19 protein-coding genes are annotated in these 19,240 nt (G+C 63.3%); 17 read left to right on the forward strand and 2 right to left on the reverse strand.

Annotation, left to right across the window (positions count from 1 at the left end; genetic code table 11):
• Positions 1 to 198: 198 nt before the first annotated feature.
• The 10 genes from J2X76_RS23155 (at position 199) to J2X76_RS23200 (ending at position 9,271) form a co-directional block, all read left to right on the forward strand.
• Entirely contained in the window at positions 199 to 3,195 is a 2,997-nt protein-coding gene (locus tag J2X76_RS23155) for a 2-oxoglutarate dehydrogenase E1 component (protein WP_310219674.1), read from the forward strand.
• 12 nt (positions 3,196 to 3,207) lie between these two features.
• Positions 3,208 to 3,534: a YciI family protein gene (locus tag J2X76_RS23160; RefSeq protein WP_310219675.1), complete on the forward strand. Its 327-nt coding sequence runs from the start codon at positions 3,208 to 3,210 to the stop codon at positions 3,532 to 3,534.
• Positions 3,535 to 3,563: 29 nt separating this feature from the next.
• Positions 3,564 to 4,820 carry a 2-oxoglutarate dehydrogenase complex dihydrolipoyllysine-residue succinyltransferase gene (odhB, locus tag J2X76_RS23165; protein ID WP_310219677.1) on the forward strand — a complete coding sequence of 419 codons (1,257 nt, stop codon included), beginning with the start codon at positions 3,564 to 3,566 and terminating at the stop codon, positions 4,818 to 4,820.
• A gap of 15 nt (positions 4,821 to 4,835) precedes the next feature.
• Positions 4,836 to 5,252 (forward strand): MAPEG family protein, encoded by a 417-nt coding sequence (locus J2X76_RS23170; RefSeq protein ID WP_310219679.1) that lies wholly within the window; start codon positions 4,836 to 4,838, stop codon positions 5,250 to 5,252.
• 4 nt (positions 5,253 to 5,256) lie between these two features.
• On the forward strand, positions 5,257 to 5,757 hold the full coding sequence (locus J2X76_RS23175) for a hypothetical protein (protein WP_113128578.1): 501 nt from the start codon (positions 5,257 to 5,259) through the stop codon (positions 5,755 to 5,757).
• Positions 5,754 to 6,506 (forward strand): SDR family oxidoreductase, encoded by a 753-nt coding sequence (locus J2X76_RS23180; RefSeq protein ID WP_310219681.1) that lies wholly within the window; start codon positions 5,754 to 5,756, stop codon positions 6,504 to 6,506. Before J2X76_RS23175 ends, J2X76_RS23180 begins: the two co-directional genes overlap by 4 nt.
• Positions 6,507 to 6,587: 81 nt before the next feature.
• Positions 6,588 to 7,994, forward strand: a complete 1,407-nt coding sequence (gene lpdA / locus J2X76_RS23185) for a dihydrolipoyl dehydrogenase (RefSeq protein WP_310219684.1) — start codon at positions 6,588 to 6,590, stop codon at positions 7,992 to 7,994.
• Between the two features lie 76 nt (positions 7,995 to 8,070).
• Positions 8,071 to 8,343, forward strand: a complete 273-nt coding sequence (locus J2X76_RS23190) for a type II toxin-antitoxin system ParD family antitoxin (protein WP_310219685.1) — start codon at positions 8,071 to 8,073, stop codon at positions 8,341 to 8,343.
• The gene (locus tag J2X76_RS23195; RefSeq protein WP_310219686.1) at positions 8,333 to 8,638 is read left to right on the forward strand and encodes a type II toxin-antitoxin system RelE/ParE family toxin; all 306 of its coding nucleotides are present in this window, start codon (positions 8,333 to 8,335) and stop codon (positions 8,636 to 8,638) included. The genes J2X76_RS23190 and J2X76_RS23195 overlap by 11 nt, the downstream gene beginning before the upstream one ends.
• Positions 8,639 to 8,776: 138 nt before the next feature.
• Positions 8,777 to 9,271 carry a cytochrome b/b6 domain-containing protein gene (locus J2X76_RS23200; protein ID WP_310219687.1) on the forward strand — a complete coding sequence of 165 codons (495 nt, stop codon included), beginning with the start codon at positions 8,777 to 8,779 and terminating at the stop codon, positions 9,269 to 9,271.
• Here J2X76_RS23200 and J2X76_RS23205 read toward each other — a convergent pair.
• Both J2X76_RS23205 and J2X76_RS23210 read right to left on the reverse strand, forming a co-directional pair.
• Positions 9,264 to 10,343, reverse strand: coding sequence for a TraB/GumN family protein (locus J2X76_RS23205; RefSeq protein WP_113285763.1), 1,080 nt, complete (start codon positions 10,341 to 10,343; stop codon positions 9,264 to 9,266). The two genes, J2X76_RS23200 and J2X76_RS23205, sit on opposite strands and share 8 nt — an antisense overlap.
• 82 nt (positions 10,344 to 10,425) lie before the next feature.
• Positions 10,426 to 11,361, reverse strand: a complete 936-nt coding sequence (locus J2X76_RS23210; protein ID WP_310219689.1) for a tyrosine recombinase XerC — start codon at positions 11,359 to 11,361, stop codon at positions 10,426 to 10,428.
• A gap of 152 nt (positions 11,362 to 11,513) precedes the next feature.
• Here J2X76_RS23210 and J2X76_RS23215 point away from each other — a divergent pair, with 152 nt between their 5' ends.
• The 7 genes from J2X76_RS23215 to atpA all read left to right on the forward strand — a co-directional run bounded on the left by J2X76_RS23215 (position 11,514) and on the right by atpA (position 19,211).
• Positions 11,514 to 12,443 carry a GNAT family N-acetyltransferase gene (locus J2X76_RS23215; protein ID WP_113285721.1) on the forward strand — a complete coding sequence of 310 codons (930 nt, stop codon included), beginning with the start codon at positions 11,514 to 11,516 and terminating at the stop codon, positions 12,441 to 12,443.
• 5 nt (positions 12,444 to 12,448) lie between these two features.
• Positions 12,449 to 12,946, forward strand: coding sequence for a GNAT family N-acetyltransferase (locus J2X76_RS23220; RefSeq protein ID WP_310219692.1), 498 nt, complete (start codon positions 12,449 to 12,451; stop codon positions 12,944 to 12,946).
• Positions 12,947 to 12,987: 41 nt separating this feature from the next.
• On the forward strand, positions 12,988 to 14,130 hold the full coding sequence (locus J2X76_RS23225; RefSeq protein WP_310219693.1) for an AAA family ATPase: 1,143 nt from the start codon (positions 12,988 to 12,990) through the stop codon (positions 14,128 to 14,130).
• A 49-nt stretch (positions 14,131 to 14,179) separates the two neighbouring features.
• Positions 14,180 to 16,402 (forward strand): primosomal protein N', encoded by a 2,223-nt coding sequence (locus J2X76_RS23230; RefSeq protein WP_310219694.1) that lies wholly within the window; start codon positions 14,180 to 14,182, stop codon positions 16,400 to 16,402.
• Between the two features lie 68 nt (positions 16,403 to 16,470).
• The gene (locus J2X76_RS23235) at positions 16,471 to 16,854 is read left to right on the forward strand and encodes a DUF4345 domain-containing protein (RefSeq protein WP_310219695.1); all 384 of its coding nucleotides are present in this window, start codon (positions 16,471 to 16,473) and stop codon (positions 16,852 to 16,854) included.
• 261 nt (positions 16,855 to 17,115) lie between these two features.
• Positions 17,116 to 17,682: a F0F1 ATP synthase subunit delta gene (locus J2X76_RS23240; protein ID WP_113128569.1), complete on the forward strand. Its 567-nt coding sequence runs from the start codon at positions 17,116 to 17,118 to the stop codon at positions 17,680 to 17,682.
• Positions 17,682 to 19,211, forward strand: coding sequence for a F0F1 ATP synthase subunit alpha (gene atpA, locus J2X76_RS23245; RefSeq protein ID WP_113128568.1), 1,530 nt, complete (start codon positions 17,682 to 17,684; stop codon positions 19,209 to 19,211). Before J2X76_RS23240 ends, atpA begins: the two co-directional genes overlap by 1 nt.
• The last annotated feature ends 29 nt before the right edge of the window (positions 19,212 to 19,240 follow it).

The following is a 19,240-nucleotide window of genomic DNA, read 5'->3' on the forward strand; positions in this document are numbered from 1 at the left end:
GGCGATTGATCCGACAAGCTTGGGACAGGCGAACCGCCATATTGCTTCGCCTGTCCATGTTTTGCGTCTCCCAGTTTCTGAAGACGCGTGACCGCCAAGGGCGGTTCGGTATCAAGACGAAGACCAAGAAAATGCGGAGGCCGGAAGTGTTCCGGTTCCGATTACGTCAGGAGGCGGGCGCGGCGCCCGCAGATAACCATGGCACGGCAAGAAGCCAACGAGCAGTTCCTCATCACCTCTTTCCTCGACGGACAGAACGCGGCCTATATCGAGCAGCTGCATGCCCGGTACGAAGACGACCCGACATCCGTCGCGCCGGAATGGCAGGCTTTCTTCAAGGCGCTCGCCGACAACCCGGATGATGTGAAGGCGGCCGCCAAGGGAGCCTCCTGGCAGCGCAGGAACTGGCCGATCGCGGCCAATGGCGAACTGGTCTCGGCGCTCGACGGCAACTGGCCGATCGTCGAAAAGGCGATCGAAACCAAGGTCAAGGCGAAGGCGGAAGCCGCCGCCGTCGCAACCGGCAAGCCGGTCAGCGAAGCAGAAGTGCTGCAGGCGACCCGGGACTCGGTTCGCGCCATCATGATGATCCGCGCCTATCGCATGCGCGGCCATCTGCATGCCAAGCTGGACCCTCTCGGCCTTGCCGCTCCGGTGGAAGACTATAACGAGCTTTCGCCGACGGCCTACGGCTTCACGGAAGCCGATTACGACCGCAAGATCTTCATCGACAACGTGCTCGGCCTCGAATATGCGACCGTCCGCGAGATGATCGAGATCCTGGAGCGCACCTATTGCTCGACGCTCGGTGTCGAGTTCATGCATATCTCCAATCCGGAAGAGAAGTCCTGGATCCAGGAGCGGATCGAGGGCCCCGGCAAGGGCGTCGAATTCACCGCCAACGGCAAGAGGGCCATCCTTCAGAAGCTGGTCGAGGCGGAAGGTTACGAGCAGTTCCTCGACGTCCGTTTCAAGGGTACCAAGCGCTTCGGCCTCGACGGCGGTGAATCGCTGATCCCGGCGCTCGAACAGATCATCAAGCGCGGCGGCCAGGAAGGCCTTGAAGAAGTCGTTCTCGGCATGCCGCATCGCGGCCGCCTGAACGTGCTCTCTCAGGTCATGGGCAAGCCGCACCGCGCCATCTTCCACGAGTTCAAGGGCGGCTCCTTCAAGCCCGACGAAGTCGAAGGTTCGGGCGACGTGAAGTACCATCTCGGTGCTTCCTCCGACCGCGAATTCGACGGCAACAAGGTGCACCTGTCGCTGACCGCGAACCCGTCGCATCTGGAAATCGTCAACCCGGTGGTCATGGGCAAGGCCCGCGCCAAGCAGGACATGCTTGCCAAGGCCTGGGATGGCGACATCATTCCGCTGAAGGAACGTTCCAAGGTCCTGCCGCTCCTGCTGCACGGCGATGCCGCGTTTGCGGGCCAGGGCGTGGTTGCCGAAATCCTCGGCCTTTCCGGTCTGCGCGGCCACCGCGTCGCCGGCACGATGCACGTCATCGTCAACAACCAGATCGGCTTTACCACCAACCCGGCCTTCTCGCGTTCGTCGCCCTATCCGTCCGACGTCGCCAAGATGATCGAGGCGCCGATCTTCCACGTCAACGGCGACGATCCGGAAGCGGTCACCTATGCCGCCAAGATCGCTACCGAATACCGGATGAAGTTCCACAAGCCTGTCGTCATCGACATGTTCTGCTACCGCCGCTTTGGCCATAACGAAGGCGACGAGCCGGCGTTCACGCAGCCGAAGATGTACAAGGTCATCCGCGCCCACAAGACGGTCGCGCAGATCTATGCCGACCGCCTGATCGCCGAAGGCCTGGTCACCGACGGCGAATTCGAGAAGATGAAGGCCGACTGGCGCGCGCATCTTGAAACCGAATTCGAGGCCGGCCAGAGCTACAAGCCGAACAAGGCCGACTGGCTGGACGGCCAGTGGTCGGGCCTGCGTTCGGCCGACAATGCCGACGAACAGCGCCGCGGCAAGACCGCCGTGCCGATGAAGGAACTGCGGGAGATCGGCCGCAAGCTGTCGACCATTCCGGAAGGCTTCAACGCGCACCGCACCATCAAGCGGTTCATGGAAAACCGTGCCCAGATGGTCGAGACCGGCGAAGGCATCGACTGGGCGATGGCGGAAGCATTCGCTTTCGGCTCGCTCGCCGTCGAGGGTACCAAGATCCGCCTGTCGGGCCAGGATTGCGAACGCGGCACCTTCTCGCAGCGTCACTCGGTCCTCTACGATCAGGATACCGAAGAGCGCTACATCCCGCTCGCCAACCTGTCGCCGACCCAGGCCCGTTACGAAGTCATCAACTCGATGCTTTCGGAAGAGGCGGTTCTCGGCTTCGAATACGGTTATTCGCTGGCCCGCCCGAACGCGCTGACGCTGTGGGAAGCCCAGTTCGGCGATTTCGCCAACGGTGCGCAGGTCGTGTTCGACCAGTTCATCTCGTCGGGCGAACGCAAGTGGCTGCGCATGTCCGGCCTCGTCTGCCTGCTGCCGCACGGTTATGAAGGCCAGGGTCCGGAACACTCTTCGGCTCGCCTGGAGCGCTGGCTGCAGATGTGCGCCGAAGACAACATGCAGGTCGCCAACGTCACGACGCCGGCGAACTACTTCCACATCCTGCGCCGCCAGACCAAGCGCGACTTCCGCAAGCCGCTCATCCTGATGACGCCGAAGTCCCTGCTGCGCCACAAGCGGGCGACCTCGACGCTGGCCGAACTGGCCGGCGAGTCCTCCTTCCATCGCCTGCTCTGGGACGATGCGGAGGTCATCAAGGACGGTCCCATCAAGCTGCAGAAGGATGCCAAGATCCGCCGCGTCGTGCTCTGCACCGGCAAGGTCTATTACGACCTTCTGGAAGAACGCGAAAAGCGCGGCATCGACGACATCTACCTGCTGCGCATCGAACAGCTCTATCCGTTCCCGGCCAAGGCCCTGATCAACGAGCTGTCCCGCTTCCGCAACGCGGAAATGGTCTGGTGCCAGGAAGAGCCGAAGAACATGGGTGCATGGTCGTTCATCGACCCGTATCTGGAATGGGTTCTGGCCCATATCGATGCCAAGTATCAGCGCGTCCGCTACACGGGCCGGCCGGCAGCGGCCTCGCCTGCAACGGGCCAGATGTCGAAGCATCTCGCACAGCTCGAAGCCTTCCTCGAAGACGCGCTGGGCGGCTGAGGGGTAGGGCGGATGGCCTATTTTCACCTGAAGCTCGTTTCGCCTCGGCCGGGCTTTCCGCATGACGCAACGCCGGACGAGATGACGGCGATGCAGGCCCACGCCGTCTACTGGCGGGGCCTTGCGGAGAGCGGCGTCGCGATCGCCGTCGGTCCCGTCTTCTCGGAAGGCGGGGCTTTTGGCATCGCGGTGGTGGAAGCGGCGGATGCCGCTGCCGCCCGGGCGCTCGGCGACAACGATCCGGTGATCAAGGCAGCTCTCGGCTTCCGCTTCGAAACGTCTTCCATGCCATCCATCATTCTTCGGACGTCTGCGGCGGGTGCCGCGGCCGCCGTCTAAACGAAAACAACCATTCAGGAACTCACACAATGGCCACTGAAATCCGCGTCCCAACCCTCGGAGAATCCGTCAGCGAGGCGACCGTCGGCACCTGGTTCAAGAAGGTCGGCGATACGGTCAAGGCCGACGAGCCGCTCCTCGAGCTCGAAACGGACAAGGTGACCGTCGAGGTTCCGTCTCCGGCTTCCGGCGTCCTGACCGAGATCGTTGCCGCCAACGGTGAGACCGTCGGCCTCGGAGCCCTGCTCGGCCAGATCGCCGAAGGTGCTGCCGGTACTGCCGCCGCCGCTCCGGCCGCAAAGCCCGCCGAAGCGGCACCGGCCAAGGCTGCCGAACCGGCCGCTCCGGCGCCGGTCGCCGCTGCCGCCAGCGCTTCTGCCGCCGCCACCTCGATGCCGGCTGCTCCGGCTGCCGCCAAGATCGCTGCCGACAACAACATCTCCACCGCCGATATCGACGGTTCGGGCAAGCGCGGCCAGGTTCTGAAGGGCGACGTGATCGCCGCCGTCGCCAAGGGCATCTCCGCTCCGGCTGCGGCCCCTGCCGCTCCGGCGGCACCGCGTCCGGTTTCCTCGGCTGACGACGCGTCGCGCGAAGAGCGCGTGAAGATGACGCGCCTGCGCCAGACCATCGCCCGCCGCCTCAAGGACGCGCAGAACACCGCCGCCATGCTGACCACCTACAACGAGGTGGACATGAAGGCGGTCATGGACCTGCGCAACCGCTACAAGGACGTGTTCGAGAAGAAGCACGGCGTGAAGCTCGGCTTCATGGGCTTCTTCACCAAGGCCGTCACCCACGCGCTGAAGGAACTGCCGGCCGTCAACGCCGAGATCGACGGTACCGACATCATCTACAAGAACTACTGCCATGTCGGCGTCGCCGTCGGCACCGACAAGGGCCTCGTCGTTCCGGTCGTGCGCAATGCCGACCAGATGTCGATCGCCGAAATCGAGAAGGATATCGGCCGCCTCGGCAAGCTCGCCCGTGACGGCGCGCTGTCGATGGCCGACATGCAGGGCGGCACGTTCACCATCTCGAACGGCGGCGTCTACGGTTCGCTGATGTCCTCGCCGATCCTCAACGCCCCGCAGTCCGGCATTCTCGGCATGCACAAGATCCAGGACCGTCCGGTCGTCGTCGGCGGCCAGATCGTCATCCGCCCGATGATGTACCTGGCGCTCTCCTACGACCACCGCATGGTGGACGGCAAGGAAGCCGTGACCTTCCTGGTGCGCGTCAAGGAAAGCCTCGAAGATCCGGAACGCCTGGTTCTCGATCTCTAAGACGGGAACGAACCTATGGAAACGCTCGGGGCCACTGCAACGCCATACATGACGCTGCTGGCCTTGAGCGTTGTCCTTCTGGTCTTCCACGTCCTGATGCAGGGCGTGCTTTCGACCCGCGAACTCGGTTCGCAGTGGAATGCCGGGCCGCGTGACGAGGGGCTGGAACCCAAGGGCAAGATGGCGGGACGCGCCGCACGCGCCTCCGGGAATTTCCGGGAAACCTATCCGGCTTTTGTGGGCCTGTTGCTGGGCGTCGCCTTTGCCGGCGACGATACGTTTCGCCTCGGATTGATCGGGGGCTGGATCTGGCTGGCCGCGCGGATCGTCTATATCCCCCTCTACATGGGCGGCGTTTACTATATCCGGTCTCTCGTCTGGACGGTCAGCCTGATCGGACTTCTCATCATGACCATCGCGCTGTTCCGATGACGCCATGACCGCATCTTTCAAAGCATGGTTTCCCATATTCTGCCTGCTGCCAGGCCTTGCTGCCGCCGCCGAACGCTGCGCGATCGAGAAGGCCGTGTTCGTCGAGGCAACTGCCGGGACGGTGCTTTCGTTCAAGCCGGTCGGTTCGAATGCGGCTGTCGTCAGCCACCTGTTCACGATCACCGGGGGCAAGCTGAAGCTCGACGGCAACGTGATGTATGACGACGAGTCCGAACGGCCGGGCGGCATGGTGACGAACAACTGCCCGCAGGGCGATGCGACCGGCGCGGAGCTTCGGGCCTGCACCCTCTGGACCGGCGTGCCCTATGCCCTTGATGTCGCGACCGGCCGTATCGACATATTGGGTGCCGCGGACACTCCGGCGCCGGACGCGATCCTGATGCCGGGTTTCGGCCCGGCGATCCGCCATTCGGCGCTATGGGGAAAGAGCGGTCTCAGCCGGGTGCCCTGGGACCTCTACCAATTCAAGGAATGCAAGGCATGAGCGAAACCCCTGTTCTTCTGGTGACCGGCGGAAGCCGCGGCATCGGCGCAGCGGTCTCGCTGATGGCCGCCAGCCGCGGCTGGCGGGTTGCGGTGAACTATGCGTCCAATCGAGAGGCTGCCGACAAGGTGGTCGCCGAAATCAGGGCCGCCGGCGGCGAGGCGATTGCCATCCAGGCGGATGTCGGCAATGCCGCCGAGATCGTCTCGATGTTCGAAGCGGTCGACCGGCATTTCGGGCGGCTGGACGGGCTGGTCAACAATGCCGGGATCGTCGACATGCCGCAGCGCATCGACGAGATGAGCGCCGAACGCATCGAGCGGATGATGCGGGTGAATGTTACCGGTTCGATCCTGTGTGCCGGAGAGGCGGTGCGCCGGATGTCGACGAAACACGGGGGCAGGGGCGGGGCGATCGTCAATATCTCTTCGATGGCGGCGAAGCTCGGCTCCCCGGGCCAATATGTCGATTACGCAGCCTCGAAGGCGGCGATCGACACGCTGACCATTGGCCTGGCGCGCGAAGTCGCGACCGAGGGCGTGCGCGTCAATGCGGTCCGCCCGGGCATTATCGACACGGATATCCATGCGTCCGGCGGTCTGCCGGACCGGGCGCGCGACATGGCGCCCAGTGTACCCATGCAACGGCCGGGCAGGGCGGAAGAAGTGGCGGATGCCGTCCTCTATCTTCTGTCGCCAGCGGCTTCCTATGTAACCGGCGCCATACTCGATGTGAGCGGTGGGCGCTAAAGCAATTCCAGCAAAAATCCGCAGCGGTTTTGCGTTCGGAATTGCGACGAAACGAAGAGATGAAGAGAAGGAAAAAGAACTATGGCTTATGATGTCGTCGTCATCGGAAGCGGCCCCGGCGGTTACGTCTGCGCGGTGAAGGCCGCCCAGCTCGGCCTCAAGGTCGCGGTCGTGGAAAAGCGCGCCACCTATGGCGGGACCTGCCTCAACATCGGCTGCATCCCTTCCAAGGCGCTGCTGCATGCGTCCGAAATGTTCGCTCACGCCGCCCACGGCATGGATGCGCTCGGCGTCGAGGTCTCGGCTCCGAAGCTCAACCTCGAAAAGATGATGGCCCACAAGGACGCGACCGTTAAGTCGAATGTCGACGGCGTCTCCTTCCTGTTCAAGAAGAACAAGATCGACGGCTTCATCGGCACCGGCAAGATCGTCTCAGCCGGCAAGGTCTCGGTGACCGGCGACGACGGCAAGGTCCAGGAACTTGAAGCCAAGAACATCGTCATCGCCACCGGCTCCGACGTTGCCGGCATTCCGGGCGTCAATGTCGAGATCGACGAAAAGGTGATCATCTCGTCCACCGGCGGCATCGCGCTCGAAAAGGTGCCGGCGCACCTGATCGTGGTCGGCGGCGGCGTCATCGGCATGGAACTCGGCTCTGTCTGGTCGCGCCTCGGCGCCAAGGTGACCGTCGTCGAATATCTCGACAAGCTGCTCGGCGGCATGGACGGCGAAGTCTCCAAGCAGTTCCAGCGGATGATGGCCAAGCAGGGTATGGACATCCGCACGGATGCCAAGGTCACCGGCGTCGAAAAGACGGCTTCGGGCGCCAAGGTCACCTACGAACCGGTCAAGGGCGGCGAAGCCCAGACGCTCGAAGCCGATGTCGTGCTGATCGCCACCGGCCGCAAACCGTATACGGCGGGCCTCGGCCTCGAGGAAGCGGGCGTCAAGCTCGACAACCGCGGCCGCGTCGAGATCGACGGCCACTTCAAGACCAATGTCGAAGGCATCTATGCGATCGGCGACGTGGTGCGTGGCCCGATGCTCGCCCACAAGGCGGAAGATGAAGGTGTTGCGATGGCCGAAATCATCGCCGGTCAGCATGGCCATGTGAATTACGACGTCATTCCGGGCGTCGTCTACACGCAGCCGGAAGTGGCCTCCGTCGGCAAGACCGAGGAAGAGCTGAAGGCGGCGGGTATCGCCTACAAGGTCGGCAAGTTCCCGTTCACCGCCAACGGCCGCGCCCGCGCGATGCTGGCGACGGACGGTTTCGTGAAGATCCTCGCCGACAAGGACAACGACCGGGTTCTGGGCGGCCATATCGTCGGCTTCGGTGCCGGCGAAATGATCCACGAGATCGCCGTGCTGATGGAATTCGGCGGCTCCTCGGAAGACCTCGGCCGGACCTGCCACGCGCACCCGACCATGTCCGAAGCCGTCAAGGAAGCGGCGCTCGGGACCTTCTTCAAGCCGATCCATATGTGATCGGACGATCGTAAGCGAAGATTGAAAAGGGTAGGATTTTGTCCTACCCTTTTTTCGTTGGAGCACAGTGACTGCGATGAACGAAAAGATCAGTGTCAGTTTGCCGTCTCACATGGTCGATGCGATCAGATCGCGCGTCGAGGCGGGTTCCTATGCCTCGACCAGCGAGGTTATGCGGGCGGCTCTGCGGGCGCTCGATCGGGAAGAGCATGTTCTCGATCAGGTGGCGGATGCGAAAATCCGGGAGGCGCTGGAAGATCCGCGGCCAGCTATACCAGCGGAGGAAGTTTTCGATCGACTGGAGCGCCTGCACGCAGCTCGGGTGAAGAGTAATCCGAATGGTTCGTGAGGTTTTGTTTCATCCGCTTGCGGATGCGGACCTTGAGGCTATCTACCATTTTATTGCCAATGACAGCCCGGAGCGAGCGATCGCCTTTGTCCGGCGCATCCGGGCTTTCAGTGCCACTCTGGCGACGATGTCGGAACGCGGCCGGCGCCGGGACGATCTGGCAGAAGGCGTAAGGACGATCGTATTCGAGCGCCGGGTCATCGTGGCGTATCGTCTGGCAGATGGCAGCATCATCATTCTGCGGATTTTCTACGGGGGCCAAAACATCGATGGCGCCGAATGGCCTTCGGGATAGCAATTACGGTCAGCTGAAATTATGATTGGTCAATTCCAGGATTAAATCTTGGACAGGCTTGCCGGTTTCGCTTGAGCGTCCGCCAGACAGGCATAGACTGGATACCATCACTCTAACCTTCTGAAAAAGGTCAAGAAAATGGTTTCATCCTTCTCGGTGCCGCAACGTATCACGCATTGGCTGATGGCAGCGCTCATTCTTTTCAACCTGCTTTTCACCGATGCCATGGAGACTGCCGGGCGGCTGATGTTCCGGGGGCAGGCGCTGACGCCGGAGCAGGTGAGTGCGGCAAATATCCATGCCTATGTCGGCATCAGCGTGCTGGTGCTCGCGGTGATCCGGCTCTGTCTGCGGTTCGCCCAGGGCGTGCCGCCGGAGCCGGTGGAGGAGCCGCCGTTCCTGCGGATGGTGGCAAGGGTTGGCCACTGGGCCTTCTATGCGCTGTTCTTCTTGATGCCTCTTGCCGGCATCGGCGCCTGGTATTTCGGGAACAAGACCGCGGCCTTCGCGCATACGGGCCCATTGAAACTGTTGATGTGGGCATTGATCGCCGCCCATATCGGCGGCGTCCTGGTCCACCAGTTCTATTGGAAGACGAACGTGCTGAAGCGGATGACAAGCGGCGTCAATTGACCGCCGTCACCTTGAAGCCCTGTTTGCGGAAGAGTTCGACAAGGCCTTCCTCGCCGGGCAGGTGAAGCGCCCCGACGGCCATGAAGGCACCGCCCTGTCCAAGGATGGGCGCTGCCCGCTCTGCCATGATGTGGTTGCGCTTGCTGACCACGAGGTTCTCGAAGTCGCCGTAACCGGCTTCGTCCTCGGTGCCGTCGGGCGCCACGGCCTTCAGCATCGGCATCGCGATGCCGATCTCGCCGGAAAGATAGACTTCCGTCAGCGTCTCGAAAATGTCGTCGACGCGCTTGCCGAGCTTGATGGTCTCGATCAGCGACTTCAAGTGAAGATCGATCGGAATGGCGTTCAGCGCCGCGGCCTGTTCCTCGAGCGTTTCCAGCCCCTTGACCGGCTTGCCTTCGGCGGTGGCCTGTTCGGCGATCTTCCTGTCGAGGAAGGCGACGTTCTGCGCCTTGCGGGCGAGCTCGCAGGCCGGCACGGAGACGAGCGCCATCAGCATCCATGGACGCATCCGCGAGACGGCCGAAAGCGGCACCCCGCGTGCCTTGAGGCCGGTTTCGAGCAGCGCGACGTCGTCCTTCGACAACAGCGAATCGATCGTGCTGCCGTCCGTCAGCATCATCAGTTCCGGTTTGGCCAGCATCTTGGCCATGGCCCTCTTTTCGTCGATCACCTCGTCGGATTCGATGATAATAGTCTTTGCTTTCGAGCGCGCCTCGGCAGCGCCCAGCGGCATTTTCAGCACCCGCGGATCGGAGACGTGCATCGTGCCGAGCAGATAGGAGGGCGTCAGCCCGTCCTTCTCGATCTTCCAGAAGATGCCCTTGCCGTTCGGCACCTTTCTGCCTTCGGCGACGATCTGATCGTAGACCGGCGATTTCGCGGCCTTCATCTCGTCGAGCAGGTTGCGGCCGTCGCAGGCGGGCGTTTCCGCCCGAGCCGGCGACAAGGAGCCGAGGACCAGAAGGAGGGAGGCAAGTGCAAGGACATGCGCCGCCGCGATCAGCCACAGCACGAAACCTTGGGCGCGCTTCATGAAAGCGCCGGTGGGAGAGGCAAGGGCGGGAGTCATCATGTCATCCGTCTGCGAGGGTCGCCGGCATGTTAGCGGTGGCGGCTGCACAAGCGTTTAACGCAACTGGTTAAAACTTGGTTCACGCGCGGGGATGGGCGCGGTCGTAGACGTCCAGCAGCCTGGACGAATCGACGCCGGTATAGACCTGGGTGGTCGAGAGGCTGGCATGGCCGAGCAGTTCCTGGATGGTGCGCAGGTCGCCTCCACCGGCGAGCAGGTGGGTGGCGAAGGAGTGCCGCAGCGCATGCGGGGTTGCCGTCTCCGGCAGGCCGAAGGCGCTTCTGAGCTTCTGCATTTCTCGCTGGACGATCGCCGGCTGCAGCGGGCCGCCGCGGGCGCCGCGGAACAGCGGTTTTTCCGCCTCCAGATGGTAGGGGCAGAGTTTCCTGTAGGCTTCAACGGCGTCGAATACGATCTGCAGCAGCGGCACGAGACGGGTCTTGCCGCCCTTGCCGGTGATCCGCAGCGTCGTCGCGCCCGGCGTCAGGTCGTGGGGCTTCAGCCCGAGCGCTTCGGAGATGCGCAGGCCGCAGCCGTAGAGAAGGGTCAGCACGGCGGCATCGCGGGCGGCGATCCACGGTTCTTCCTGCAACTGCGCGCCTGTCGTGACCAGATTGAGCGCCTGCCGGTCCGTCAGCGGTTTCGGCAAGGACTTCGGCTGCTTCGGCGCCCGGATGGCGCCGGCGGCTGCGGCGTTCACCAGGCCCTTGCGTTCGAGATAACGAAGAAATGAACGGAGCCCGGCGAGATGCCGGCCGAGCGAGCGGGCGCCGGAGCCTTCGCGGCGGCGCGAGGCGAGGAAGGCGCGCAGGTCGGCAGGGCGCAGGGTGTGGATATCGGCAATCCTGGTGGGGCCGCCCAGATGTGTGGTCAGAAACGTCAGAAACTGGCGGCTATCGCGCTCGTAGGCATCGAGCGTGTTCTCCGAGAGCCGGCGTTCGCTTGCCAGGCTCTCCAGCCATTCGCGACGCTTTTCGATGACATCGGGTGCGGCGATAATCAGCAGCTCGTTCAAGATCTGACCCGTTGAATTTGGAGGGGTTGCGCCCCAGATTGCTCTGGACGGCGTTACGAAATCCCTAAACCTGCCTTAGTCTTGGCAGACGTTGTCATCGTTCGATCATACGGGGCTGCGATATCCGACAGGTCCTGTCTGCGGGAGTTTCTATGGCGCGCCGTGATTCTACGACCACTTTTGGACATCTCGCGGAAACAATCGCTCTCGTCTCACAAGGCAAACCCGGCCACATCGTCGACACATTGATTGCCGAACGCGGCCAGAGGATCGTCCAGAACCCACTCTGGCCGGTGATGCGGCCGTTTCTCTACACGCTCCTGCGCTATGGCCGGGCGATCAGGTTCGCCAACGACATCTCGACGCTCAATGGTTTCCAGTGCTTCGAGTACATGAGCAACCTCCTGAAGCTCGACGTGACGGTCGCCAATGCCGAGCGCATTCCCGAAAAGGGCGGGTTCATTCTGGTCGCCAATCATCCGACCGGGATTGCCGACGGGGTTGCCGTCTTCGACCTCCTGAAATCGCGCCGGCCCGACATGATGGTGTTCGCCAACCGCGATGCGGTGCGCGTCAATCCGCGTTTTGCCGAGATGATCATCCCCGTCGAGTGGCGGGAGGAGCACAAGACCAAGCTCAAGGCCCGTGAGACGCTGGTCCTGACCAACAAGACCATTGCAGACGGCAAGGTCATGGTGCTGTTCCCGTCGGGACGGATCGCCTATTGGGCGGACGGCAGGCTGAACGAGCGGCCATGGAAAACGTCGGCCGTCAGCCTCGCCCGCAAATACAACCTGCCGATCCTGCCGATCCACATGCGGGCGCGCAATTCCGGCCTGTTCTACTGGTTCGCCAAGTGGTCGACGGAATTGCGGGACATGACGGTGTTCTACGAGCTTCTGAACAAGAAGGGCGACCATTTCGATTTCACGGTCGGGCAGATGATCCCGCCGTCGGCGCTGGAAGGCGACATGACGGAGGTGACCAAGGCCCTTGAGCAGCACACCGTGTTCGAGCTTGCCGCCGATGGCGATGCGGTGTTCAAGCCCGCCGAGAAACCGCAGACGGCGTCGGCGGCGTGAAAGACATGAGCCCCGGAGATATCGGTTCCGAAGCGTTAGGCACTGAAGATCTGGTTCTGGAAGGCCTGGGTATTGTGATTGCTCCCTTCGGCAACCGGCTTGCCAGCGACATCGGACTGCTGGCCGAGGCTGCGAGGCAGGAAGGTTATAATCATATCCTGCGGATTGCCGAGGAATGGTCGGCCGGGACCAACCGGTTCGAACGGCGCGGCGAAAGCCTGCTCGGTGCCCATGATCGGGGGCGGATGATCGGGGTCGGCGGGATGACGGTCGAACCGACGCGGGCCGACTGGCTGCGGATGCGCCGCTTTTATGTGTCGCAGCCATATCGGGGCAAGGGGATAGGCCGGCGTCTTGCCGAGCGGCTGCTCGAACATGCCCGCGCCTTCACCCCGGTCGTGACCGTCCATGCCGGCAGCGATGACGCCCGCCGTTTCTGGCAGGCCATGGGATTTCAGCCGCTGACCGGCGAGAGCTATACGCATAGCCTGCGTCTCGCCTGAGTTGCATTCTTTTCATCCCGCTCTTCGGCTAGGAATAGGGCATGCTGCTTCGCTCGATGTTTGCCGCCAACTACCGGTCGCTGCGCTCGATCCGCATGGATCTGGCCGGCGTCAACCTGTTCATCGGCGAGAATGGCGTCGGAAAATCCAATCTCTACCGGGCGCTGCAGCTCGTACAGGCGGCGGTTCGCGGCAATCTCGCCTACGAGATCGCCGCAGAGGGCGGCATGGCGTCGGCGCTCTGGTCGGGCACGCGTCGACAGGAGAAGAATTTCCGTATCAAGCTCGAGGTCGAAGTTCTTGACGAAGAGCGGGCGGTGACGTTCCGCTACCGGGTCGAGGCGGGGCTTCGGCCACCTGTCGATGCAGCGGGCTTTGCCTTCGAGCCGCAGGTGAAGGAGGAGGAGCTTGTCGTCGAAACCGGTTCGCGGCCGGTGACGATGATGAAGCGCGCCGGGCCGGGCATCATGGTGCGGGGGACCGGCGGCCGGATGGAGCAATATCCCGAACAGGCGATGACCTCCGAGACGGCGATCGCCCTTCTCGGCGATGCCGGGCATTATCCGGAAGCCGGCGCTTTTCGGCGGATGGTCGATGGCTGGCGGTTCTTCCACGGGTTCCGCACCGACCGGGATTCGCCGTTGCGGCAGCCATGCCTTGCGGTGACCTCGCCGCTGCTTGACGAGGACGGTGGCAATATGGCGGCGGTCTTTGCGACGCTGGTCCATACCCGCGGAGATACGGTGGAGCTCGACCGGGCGATCGCCGATGCCTTCGGCGGGGCGAAGCTTCGGGTTCCGGAACCCGGCGAGCACGCCGAATTCGGGCTCGTCTTTCCGGATTTTCCTGCCCGGGTGTTTCAGCCGCGCGAGCTTTCCGACGGGCAGATCCGCTTTCTAGGGCTCGCGGCGGCGCTGATGTCCTATCGCCAGCCGCCGCTGATCGCGCTCAACGAACCGGAGGCCAGCCTGCACCCGGACATGCTGCCGCCGCTGGCCGAGATGATCGCGCAGGCGGCTCGCCACAGCCAGGTCTGGATCGTCACCCATTCCGAACTGCTTGCCGCCGCCGTTCAGGAGCGTTGCGGCACGCGACCGCGGCGGGTGATCCGCAGGCAAGGCGCCACCTGGATCGACGGCATGCGGCTGACCGGCGTCATAGACGGTGAAGACGAGGACGAGTGATCCTGTTTAGGGTTCACTTTTGTTCCGGGTTTGGGCATGGTCGCCGCCCATGGGCATAGATTCGTCCGATCTCTTCGGTTCGCTGTTCGAAGCGCCGTCATTGGTAAGGGTGGTGCCGGTGCTGGTACCGCTGCCGGTGCCGGTTGCCTATAGTTATGCCGTGCCGGACGGTGTGCATGTCGAGCCCGGTTCGGTCGTGCAGGTGCCGGTCGGCCCGCGGCAACTGATCGGCGTCGTCTGGGACGGCGAGAACGACGACAAGCTCGATCCGAAGAAGCTGAGGCCGATCACGCTGGTCTTCGATTGCCCGCCGCTGTCCAAGGAGATGCGCGATTTCGTCGATTGGGTGGCGAGCTATACGCTGTCTCCGCCCGGCCTCGTGGCGCGCATGGCGATCCGCGCACCGGCCGCGCTCGATCCCGAGCCTATGGTCGAAGGTCTTCGATATCTCGGTGGCCAGCCGGAACGTTTGACGCCGGCGCGCGCGCGGGTGCTCGATATCGCCGGCGAGGAAGAAATTCCCTGGACCCGCAGCGGGCTGGCGCATGCCGCCGGCGTTTCCGTGAGCGTCGTTGACGGGCTGACAGCGCAGGGAATATTCGAGACGGTGTTCCTGCCCCCGCCGCCGGTCGTGGCGAGGCCGGACCCGGATTATACGAGCCCGCGCATCGAGGGGCCGCAGAAACAGGCCTCCGTGGAAATCCTGGAATCGATCCGGGCAGGCGGGTTCTCCACCTCGCTGATCGACGGGGTCACGGGTTCGGGCAAGACGGAAGTCTATTTCGAGGCGATCGCCGAAACGCTCAGGCGCGGCAAGCAGGTGCTGATCCTGCTGCCGGAAATCGCGCTGACCTCGAGCTTCCTCGAACGTTTCCAGGAGCGGTTCGGCGCCAAGCCCGGCGAATGGCACTCAGATCTTGCCCCCCGCATGCGCGAAAAGGTCTGGCGCGGGGTGGTGACCGGCGAGGTGAAGGTGGTGGCGGGGGCACGCTCGGCGCTGTTCCTGCCTTTCGAGGATCTCGGCCTGATCATCGTCGACGAAGAGCACGACCCTGCCTACAAGCAGGAGGACCGGGTGTTCTACAACGCCCGCGACATGGCGGTGGTGCGGGCCCGGATCGGCGATTTCCCGATCGTGCTGGTGTCCGCGACGCCCTCTGTCGAAAGCCAGGTCAACGGGCTTGCCGGCCGCTACAACACCGTGCATCTGCCGACCCGTTTCGGCGATGCGGCACTTCCGGATTTGCACCTGATCGACATGCGGCGGCATCCGCCGGAGCGCGGCGGCTTCCTGTCGCCGGTGCTTCTCAGGGCGATTGGCAGGACGATCGAGCGCAAGGAACAGGCGCTGCTCTTCCTCAATCGCCGCGGTTACGCGCCGCTGACGCTCTGTCGCGTCTGCGGCCACCGGTTCCAGTGCCCGCAATGTTCGAGCTGGCTGGTGGAGCACCGGTTCAAGAGCCAGATCCAGTGCCATCAGTGCGGTTATTCGGAGCGGACGCCGGAAGCCTGCCCGGAGTGCGGCACGTTCGACCATCTGGTCGCCTGCGGCCCCGGGGTAGAGCGGATCGCGGAGGAAGTCGAAAAGCATTTTCCGGATGCGCGCACCATCGTCATGTCGTCGGACCTGCTCGGCGGCGTCAAGCGCATGCGGCTGGAACTGGAGGCAATCGCCAAGGGAGAGGCGGATATCGTCATCGGCACCCAGCTCGTCGCCAAGGGACATAACTTCCCGCTGATGACGCTGGTCGGTATCGTCGATTCCGATCTCGGCCTGTCCAACGGCGATCCGCGCGCCGCCGAGCGCACGTTTCAGCTTCTCTCCCAGGTGACGGGCCGGGCCGGGCGAACCGGCCTCAAGAGCCACGGCCTGCTGCAGACCTTCCAGCCGCAGCATCCGGTGATGCAGGCGATCGTCTCCGGCGACGCAGGTGCCTTCTACGAGCGCGAGATCGCCGAGCGCGAAAAGGCGATCCTGCCGCCCTTCGGCCGGCTGGCCTCCCTGATCGTCTCGGCGGATACCCGGGCGGATGCGGAAACCCATGCGCGGGGCCTCAGGGCCGCCGCGCCGAAAGTCACCGGCATTTCTGTGCTGGGTCCGGCGGAAGCACCGTTGGCGCTGGTGCGCGGCCGCCATCGCTTCCGGCTCCTGGTGCATGGCCGGCGCAATTCCGACATGCAGGCGTTTCTGCGGGCGATGCTGGAAAACGGCCCGAAACAACGCGGCTCGGTGCAGATCCAGCTCGATATCGATCCGCAGAGTTTTCTTTGACCGCGGTTCTTTGCGACTTGTTTACCGGTTGCGCTAGAATCTGGCGATTCGAATGATGCGAGGCCGCGATGGAACTCTATTTTCCCACTGAACTCGGCGAGCAGGTGGCTTTCGTCTGCGCGGCGGCAACCGCGGCACTCGGCCTTCTCGTTTTCCTGTTTCCTGCGACCGTTCTGCGCCTGGCGGCGTTCCAGATCGGCGAGGTCCGTCCGGAAGGTTATGCCGCGGTCCGTTCGAGTGGCGCCCATCATCTCGGCTTCGGCCTGGCGGCGATCATGCTCGCCCAGGACTGGATCTACATGACGCTCGGGATCGCGCTCGGATTTGCCGCTCTCGGACGGTTGCTGTCCTGCGCTCTCGATCGCGGCTTCACGCCCAGAAATATCGCGTTTTCCTTACTTCAGGTTGTGCTGGCCGGCGGCCCGCTCGCCTATGTCTTCGGCTATATCTGACGCGTCTGTTCGAAAGTCGAAGCCTCAGCCGGCCGAAAATCCTTCCGCTTCCGGTATAAAATCGCTCTCAGCCCTTGCGCGTCCGGCTTTTTCCGTTATCAGGCGTGTTGCGAGTCCTTACAGCCTATGCTAGACGGACCGCGAAAGTCGGAAAGGGTAGGGCGCCAGCCCTACAGGTTCTGAGAAAAAATCAAACGATTTCAAGCTCTTGCTTCACCTCTCCCGCAGGGTCTGGCGCTTGGATGGCAATACAGGGAAACTGTGCCCGTGGCTGACACGTCCCAGCTTATTTCCGGTGTAGCGGAGCGTTACGCTTCCTCGCTTTTCGAACTGTCTCTCGAGACCGGTTCGGTCGACAAGGTCGGTGCCGATCTTGATCGTTTTCAGGCGCTGCTGGATGAGAGCGAAGACCTGCGACGCCTGGTCGCAAGCCCGGTGTTTTCCGCCGAGGACCAGCAGAAGGCCGTAATCGCCGTTGCCGAGAAGGCTGGCATTTCCGGTCTCGTCGCCAATTTCCTGAAGGTCGTCGCCGGCAATCGTCGCCTGTTTGCGATGCCCGGCATGATCCGCGCCTTCCGCCAGATCGCCGCAGAGCATCGCGGTGAAATCACTGCCGAGGTCACCTCGGCGCATGCGCTTTCCCAGGCGCAGGAAAACGAACTCAAGTCGGCGCTGAAGGGCGTAACCGGCAAGGACGTCGCAATCGTCGTGACGATCGATCCGTCGATCCTCGGCGGCCTGATCGTCAAGGTCGGTTCTCGTCAGATCGACACCTCCCTTCGCACCAAACTTTCCACCCTTAAGCTTGCACTGAAAGAGGTTGGCTGATGGATATCCGCGCCGCGGAAATTTCCGCAATTCTGAAAGACCAGATCAAGAACTTCGGCCAGGAGGCTGAGGTTTCCGAAGTCGGACAGGTTCTGTCCGTCGGCGACGGCATTGCCCGCGTCTACGGTCTGGACAACGTCCAGGCCGGCGAAATGGTCGAATTCCCGGGCGGCATCCGTGGTATGGCGCTCAACCTCGAAGCCGACAATGTCGGCGTCGTCATCTTCGGTTCCGACCGCGAGATCAAGGAAGGCGACACCGTCAAGCGGACCGGCGCCATCGTCGACGTTCCGGTCGGTCCGGAACTGCTCGGCCGCGTCGTCGATGCGCTCGGCAACCCGATCGACGGCAAGGGCCCGATCAATGCGTCGCGCCGTTCGCGCGTCGACGTCAAGGCTCCGGGCATCATTCCGCGCAAGTCGGTTCATGAGCCGATGTCGACCGGCCTCAAGGCCATCGACGCGCTCATCCCGGTCGGCCGCGGCCAGCGCGAGCTGGTCATCGGCGACCGCCAGACCGGCAAGACCGCGATCATTCTCGACACGATCCTCAACCAGAAGGCCATTCACGACAATGGCCCCGAGTCGGAAAAGCTGTTCTGCGTCTACGTCGCTATCGGCCAGAAGCGCTCGACGGTTGCCCAGTTCGTCAAGGTTCTCGAAGAGCGCGGTGCGCTGCAGTACTCGATCATCGTTGCTGCGACCGCCTCCGATCCGGCTCCGATGCAGTATCTCGCACCGTTCGCCGGCTGCGCCATGGGCGAATATTTCCGTGACAACGGCCAGCACGCCCTGATCGGTTACGACGACCTTTCCAAGCAGGCTGTCGCCTATCGCCAGATGTCGCTGCTGCTGCGCCGCCCGCCGGGCCGCGAAGCCTATCCGGGCGACGTCTTCTACCTGCATTCCCGCCTTCTGGAGCGTGCTGCAAAGCTCTCCGACGAGCGCGGCAACGGTTCGCTGACGGCTCTGCCGGTCATCGAAACCCAGGGTAACGACGTTTCGGCCTTCATTCCGACCAACGTGATCTCGATCACCGACGGCCAAATCTTCCTTGAAACCGACCTCTTCTACCAGGGCATCCGTCCGGCCGTTAACGTCGGTCTCTCGGTTTCCCGCGTCGGTTCTGCCGCGCAGATCAAGGCGATGAAGCAGGTTGCCGGCTCGATCAAGGGCGAACTCGCCCAGTATCGCGAAATGGCCGCCTTCGCCCAGTTCGGTTCCGACCTGGACGCCTCGACGCAGCGCCTCCTGAACCGCGGCGCACGCCTGACCGAACTCCTGAAGCAGCCGCAGTTCTCGCCGCTGAAGACGGAAGAGCAGGTCGCCGTGATCTTCGCCGGCGTCAACGGCTACCTCGACAAGATCGCCGTCAACCAGGTTGGCAAGTTCGAGCAGGGCTTCCTCTCGTACCTCCGTTCCGAAGGCAAGGCACTCCTCGATACGATCCGTAGCGAGAAGCAGCTTTCCGACGACACGCGCGCAAAGCTGAAGGCAGCTCTCGACAGCTACGCCAAGTCTTTCGCCTGAGAACGGATCAAGCCCACCTAACCCCCAGG

The organism is Neorhizobium sp. 2083, from assembly GCF_031455615.1.
In the GTDB taxonomy this organism is placed as follows: domain Bacteria; phylum Pseudomonadota; class Alphaproteobacteria; order Rhizobiales; family Rhizobiaceae; genus Neorhizobium.

Excerpts from the sequence above, each read along its gene's own strand:
- J2X76_RS23155 (WP_310219674.1), top strand. The coding sequence starts at position 199 with ATGGCACGGCAAGAAGCCAACGAGCAGTTCCTCATCACCTCTTTCCTC.
- J2X76_RS23160 (WP_310219675.1), top strand. The coding sequence starts at position 3,208 with ATGGCCTATTTTCACCTGAAGCTCGTTTCGCCTCGGCCGGGCTTTCCG.
- odhB (WP_310219677.1), top strand. The coding sequence starts at position 3,564 with ATGGCCACTGAAATCCGCGTCCCAACCCTCGGAGAATCCGTCAGCGAG.
- J2X76_RS23170 (WP_310219679.1), top strand. The coding sequence starts at position 4,836 with ATGGAAACGCTCGGGGCCACTGCAACGCCATACATGACGCTGCTGGCC.
- J2X76_RS23175 (WP_113128578.1), top strand. The coding sequence starts at position 5,257 with ATGACCGCATCTTTCAAAGCATGGTTTCCCATATTCTGCCTGCTGCCA.
- J2X76_RS23180 (WP_310219681.1), top strand. The coding sequence starts at position 5,754 with ATGAGCGAAACCCCTGTTCTTCTGGTGACCGGCGGAAGCCGCGGCATC.
- lpdA (WP_310219684.1), top strand. The coding sequence starts at position 6,588 with ATGGCTTATGATGTCGTCGTCATCGGAAGCGGCCCCGGCGGTTACGTC.
- J2X76_RS23190 (WP_310219685.1), top strand. The coding sequence starts at position 8,071 with ATGAACGAAAAGATCAGTGTCAGTTTGCCGTCTCACATGGTCGATGCG.
- J2X76_RS23195 (WP_310219686.1), top strand. The coding sequence starts at position 8,333 with ATGGTTCGTGAGGTTTTGTTTCATCCGCTTGCGGATGCGGACCTTGAG.
- J2X76_RS23200 (WP_310219687.1), top strand. The coding sequence starts at position 8,777 with ATGGTTTCATCCTTCTCGGTGCCGCAACGTATCACGCATTGGCTGATG.
- J2X76_RS23205 (WP_113285763.1), bottom strand. The coding sequence starts at position 10,343 with ATGACTCCCGCCCTTGCCTCTCCCACCGGCGCTTTCATGAAGCGCGCC.
- J2X76_RS23215 (WP_113285721.1), top strand. The coding sequence starts at position 11,514 with ATGGCGCGCCGTGATTCTACGACCACTTTTGGACATCTCGCGGAAACA.
- J2X76_RS23220 (WP_310219692.1), top strand. The coding sequence starts at position 12,449 with ATGAGCCCCGGAGATATCGGTTCCGAAGCGTTAGGCACTGAAGATCTG.
- J2X76_RS23225 (WP_310219693.1), top strand. The coding sequence starts at position 12,988 with ATGCTGCTTCGCTCGATGTTTGCCGCCAACTACCGGTCGCTGCGCTCG.
- J2X76_RS23230 (WP_310219694.1), top strand. The coding sequence starts at position 14,180 with ATGGGCATAGATTCGTCCGATCTCTTCGGTTCGCTGTTCGAAGCGCCG.
- J2X76_RS23235 (WP_310219695.1), top strand. The coding sequence starts at position 16,471 with ATGGAACTCTATTTTCCCACTGAACTCGGCGAGCAGGTGGCTTTCGTC.
- atpA (WP_113128568.1), top strand. The coding sequence starts at position 17,682 with ATGGATATCCGCGCCGCGGAAATTTCCGCAATTCTGAAAGACCAGATC.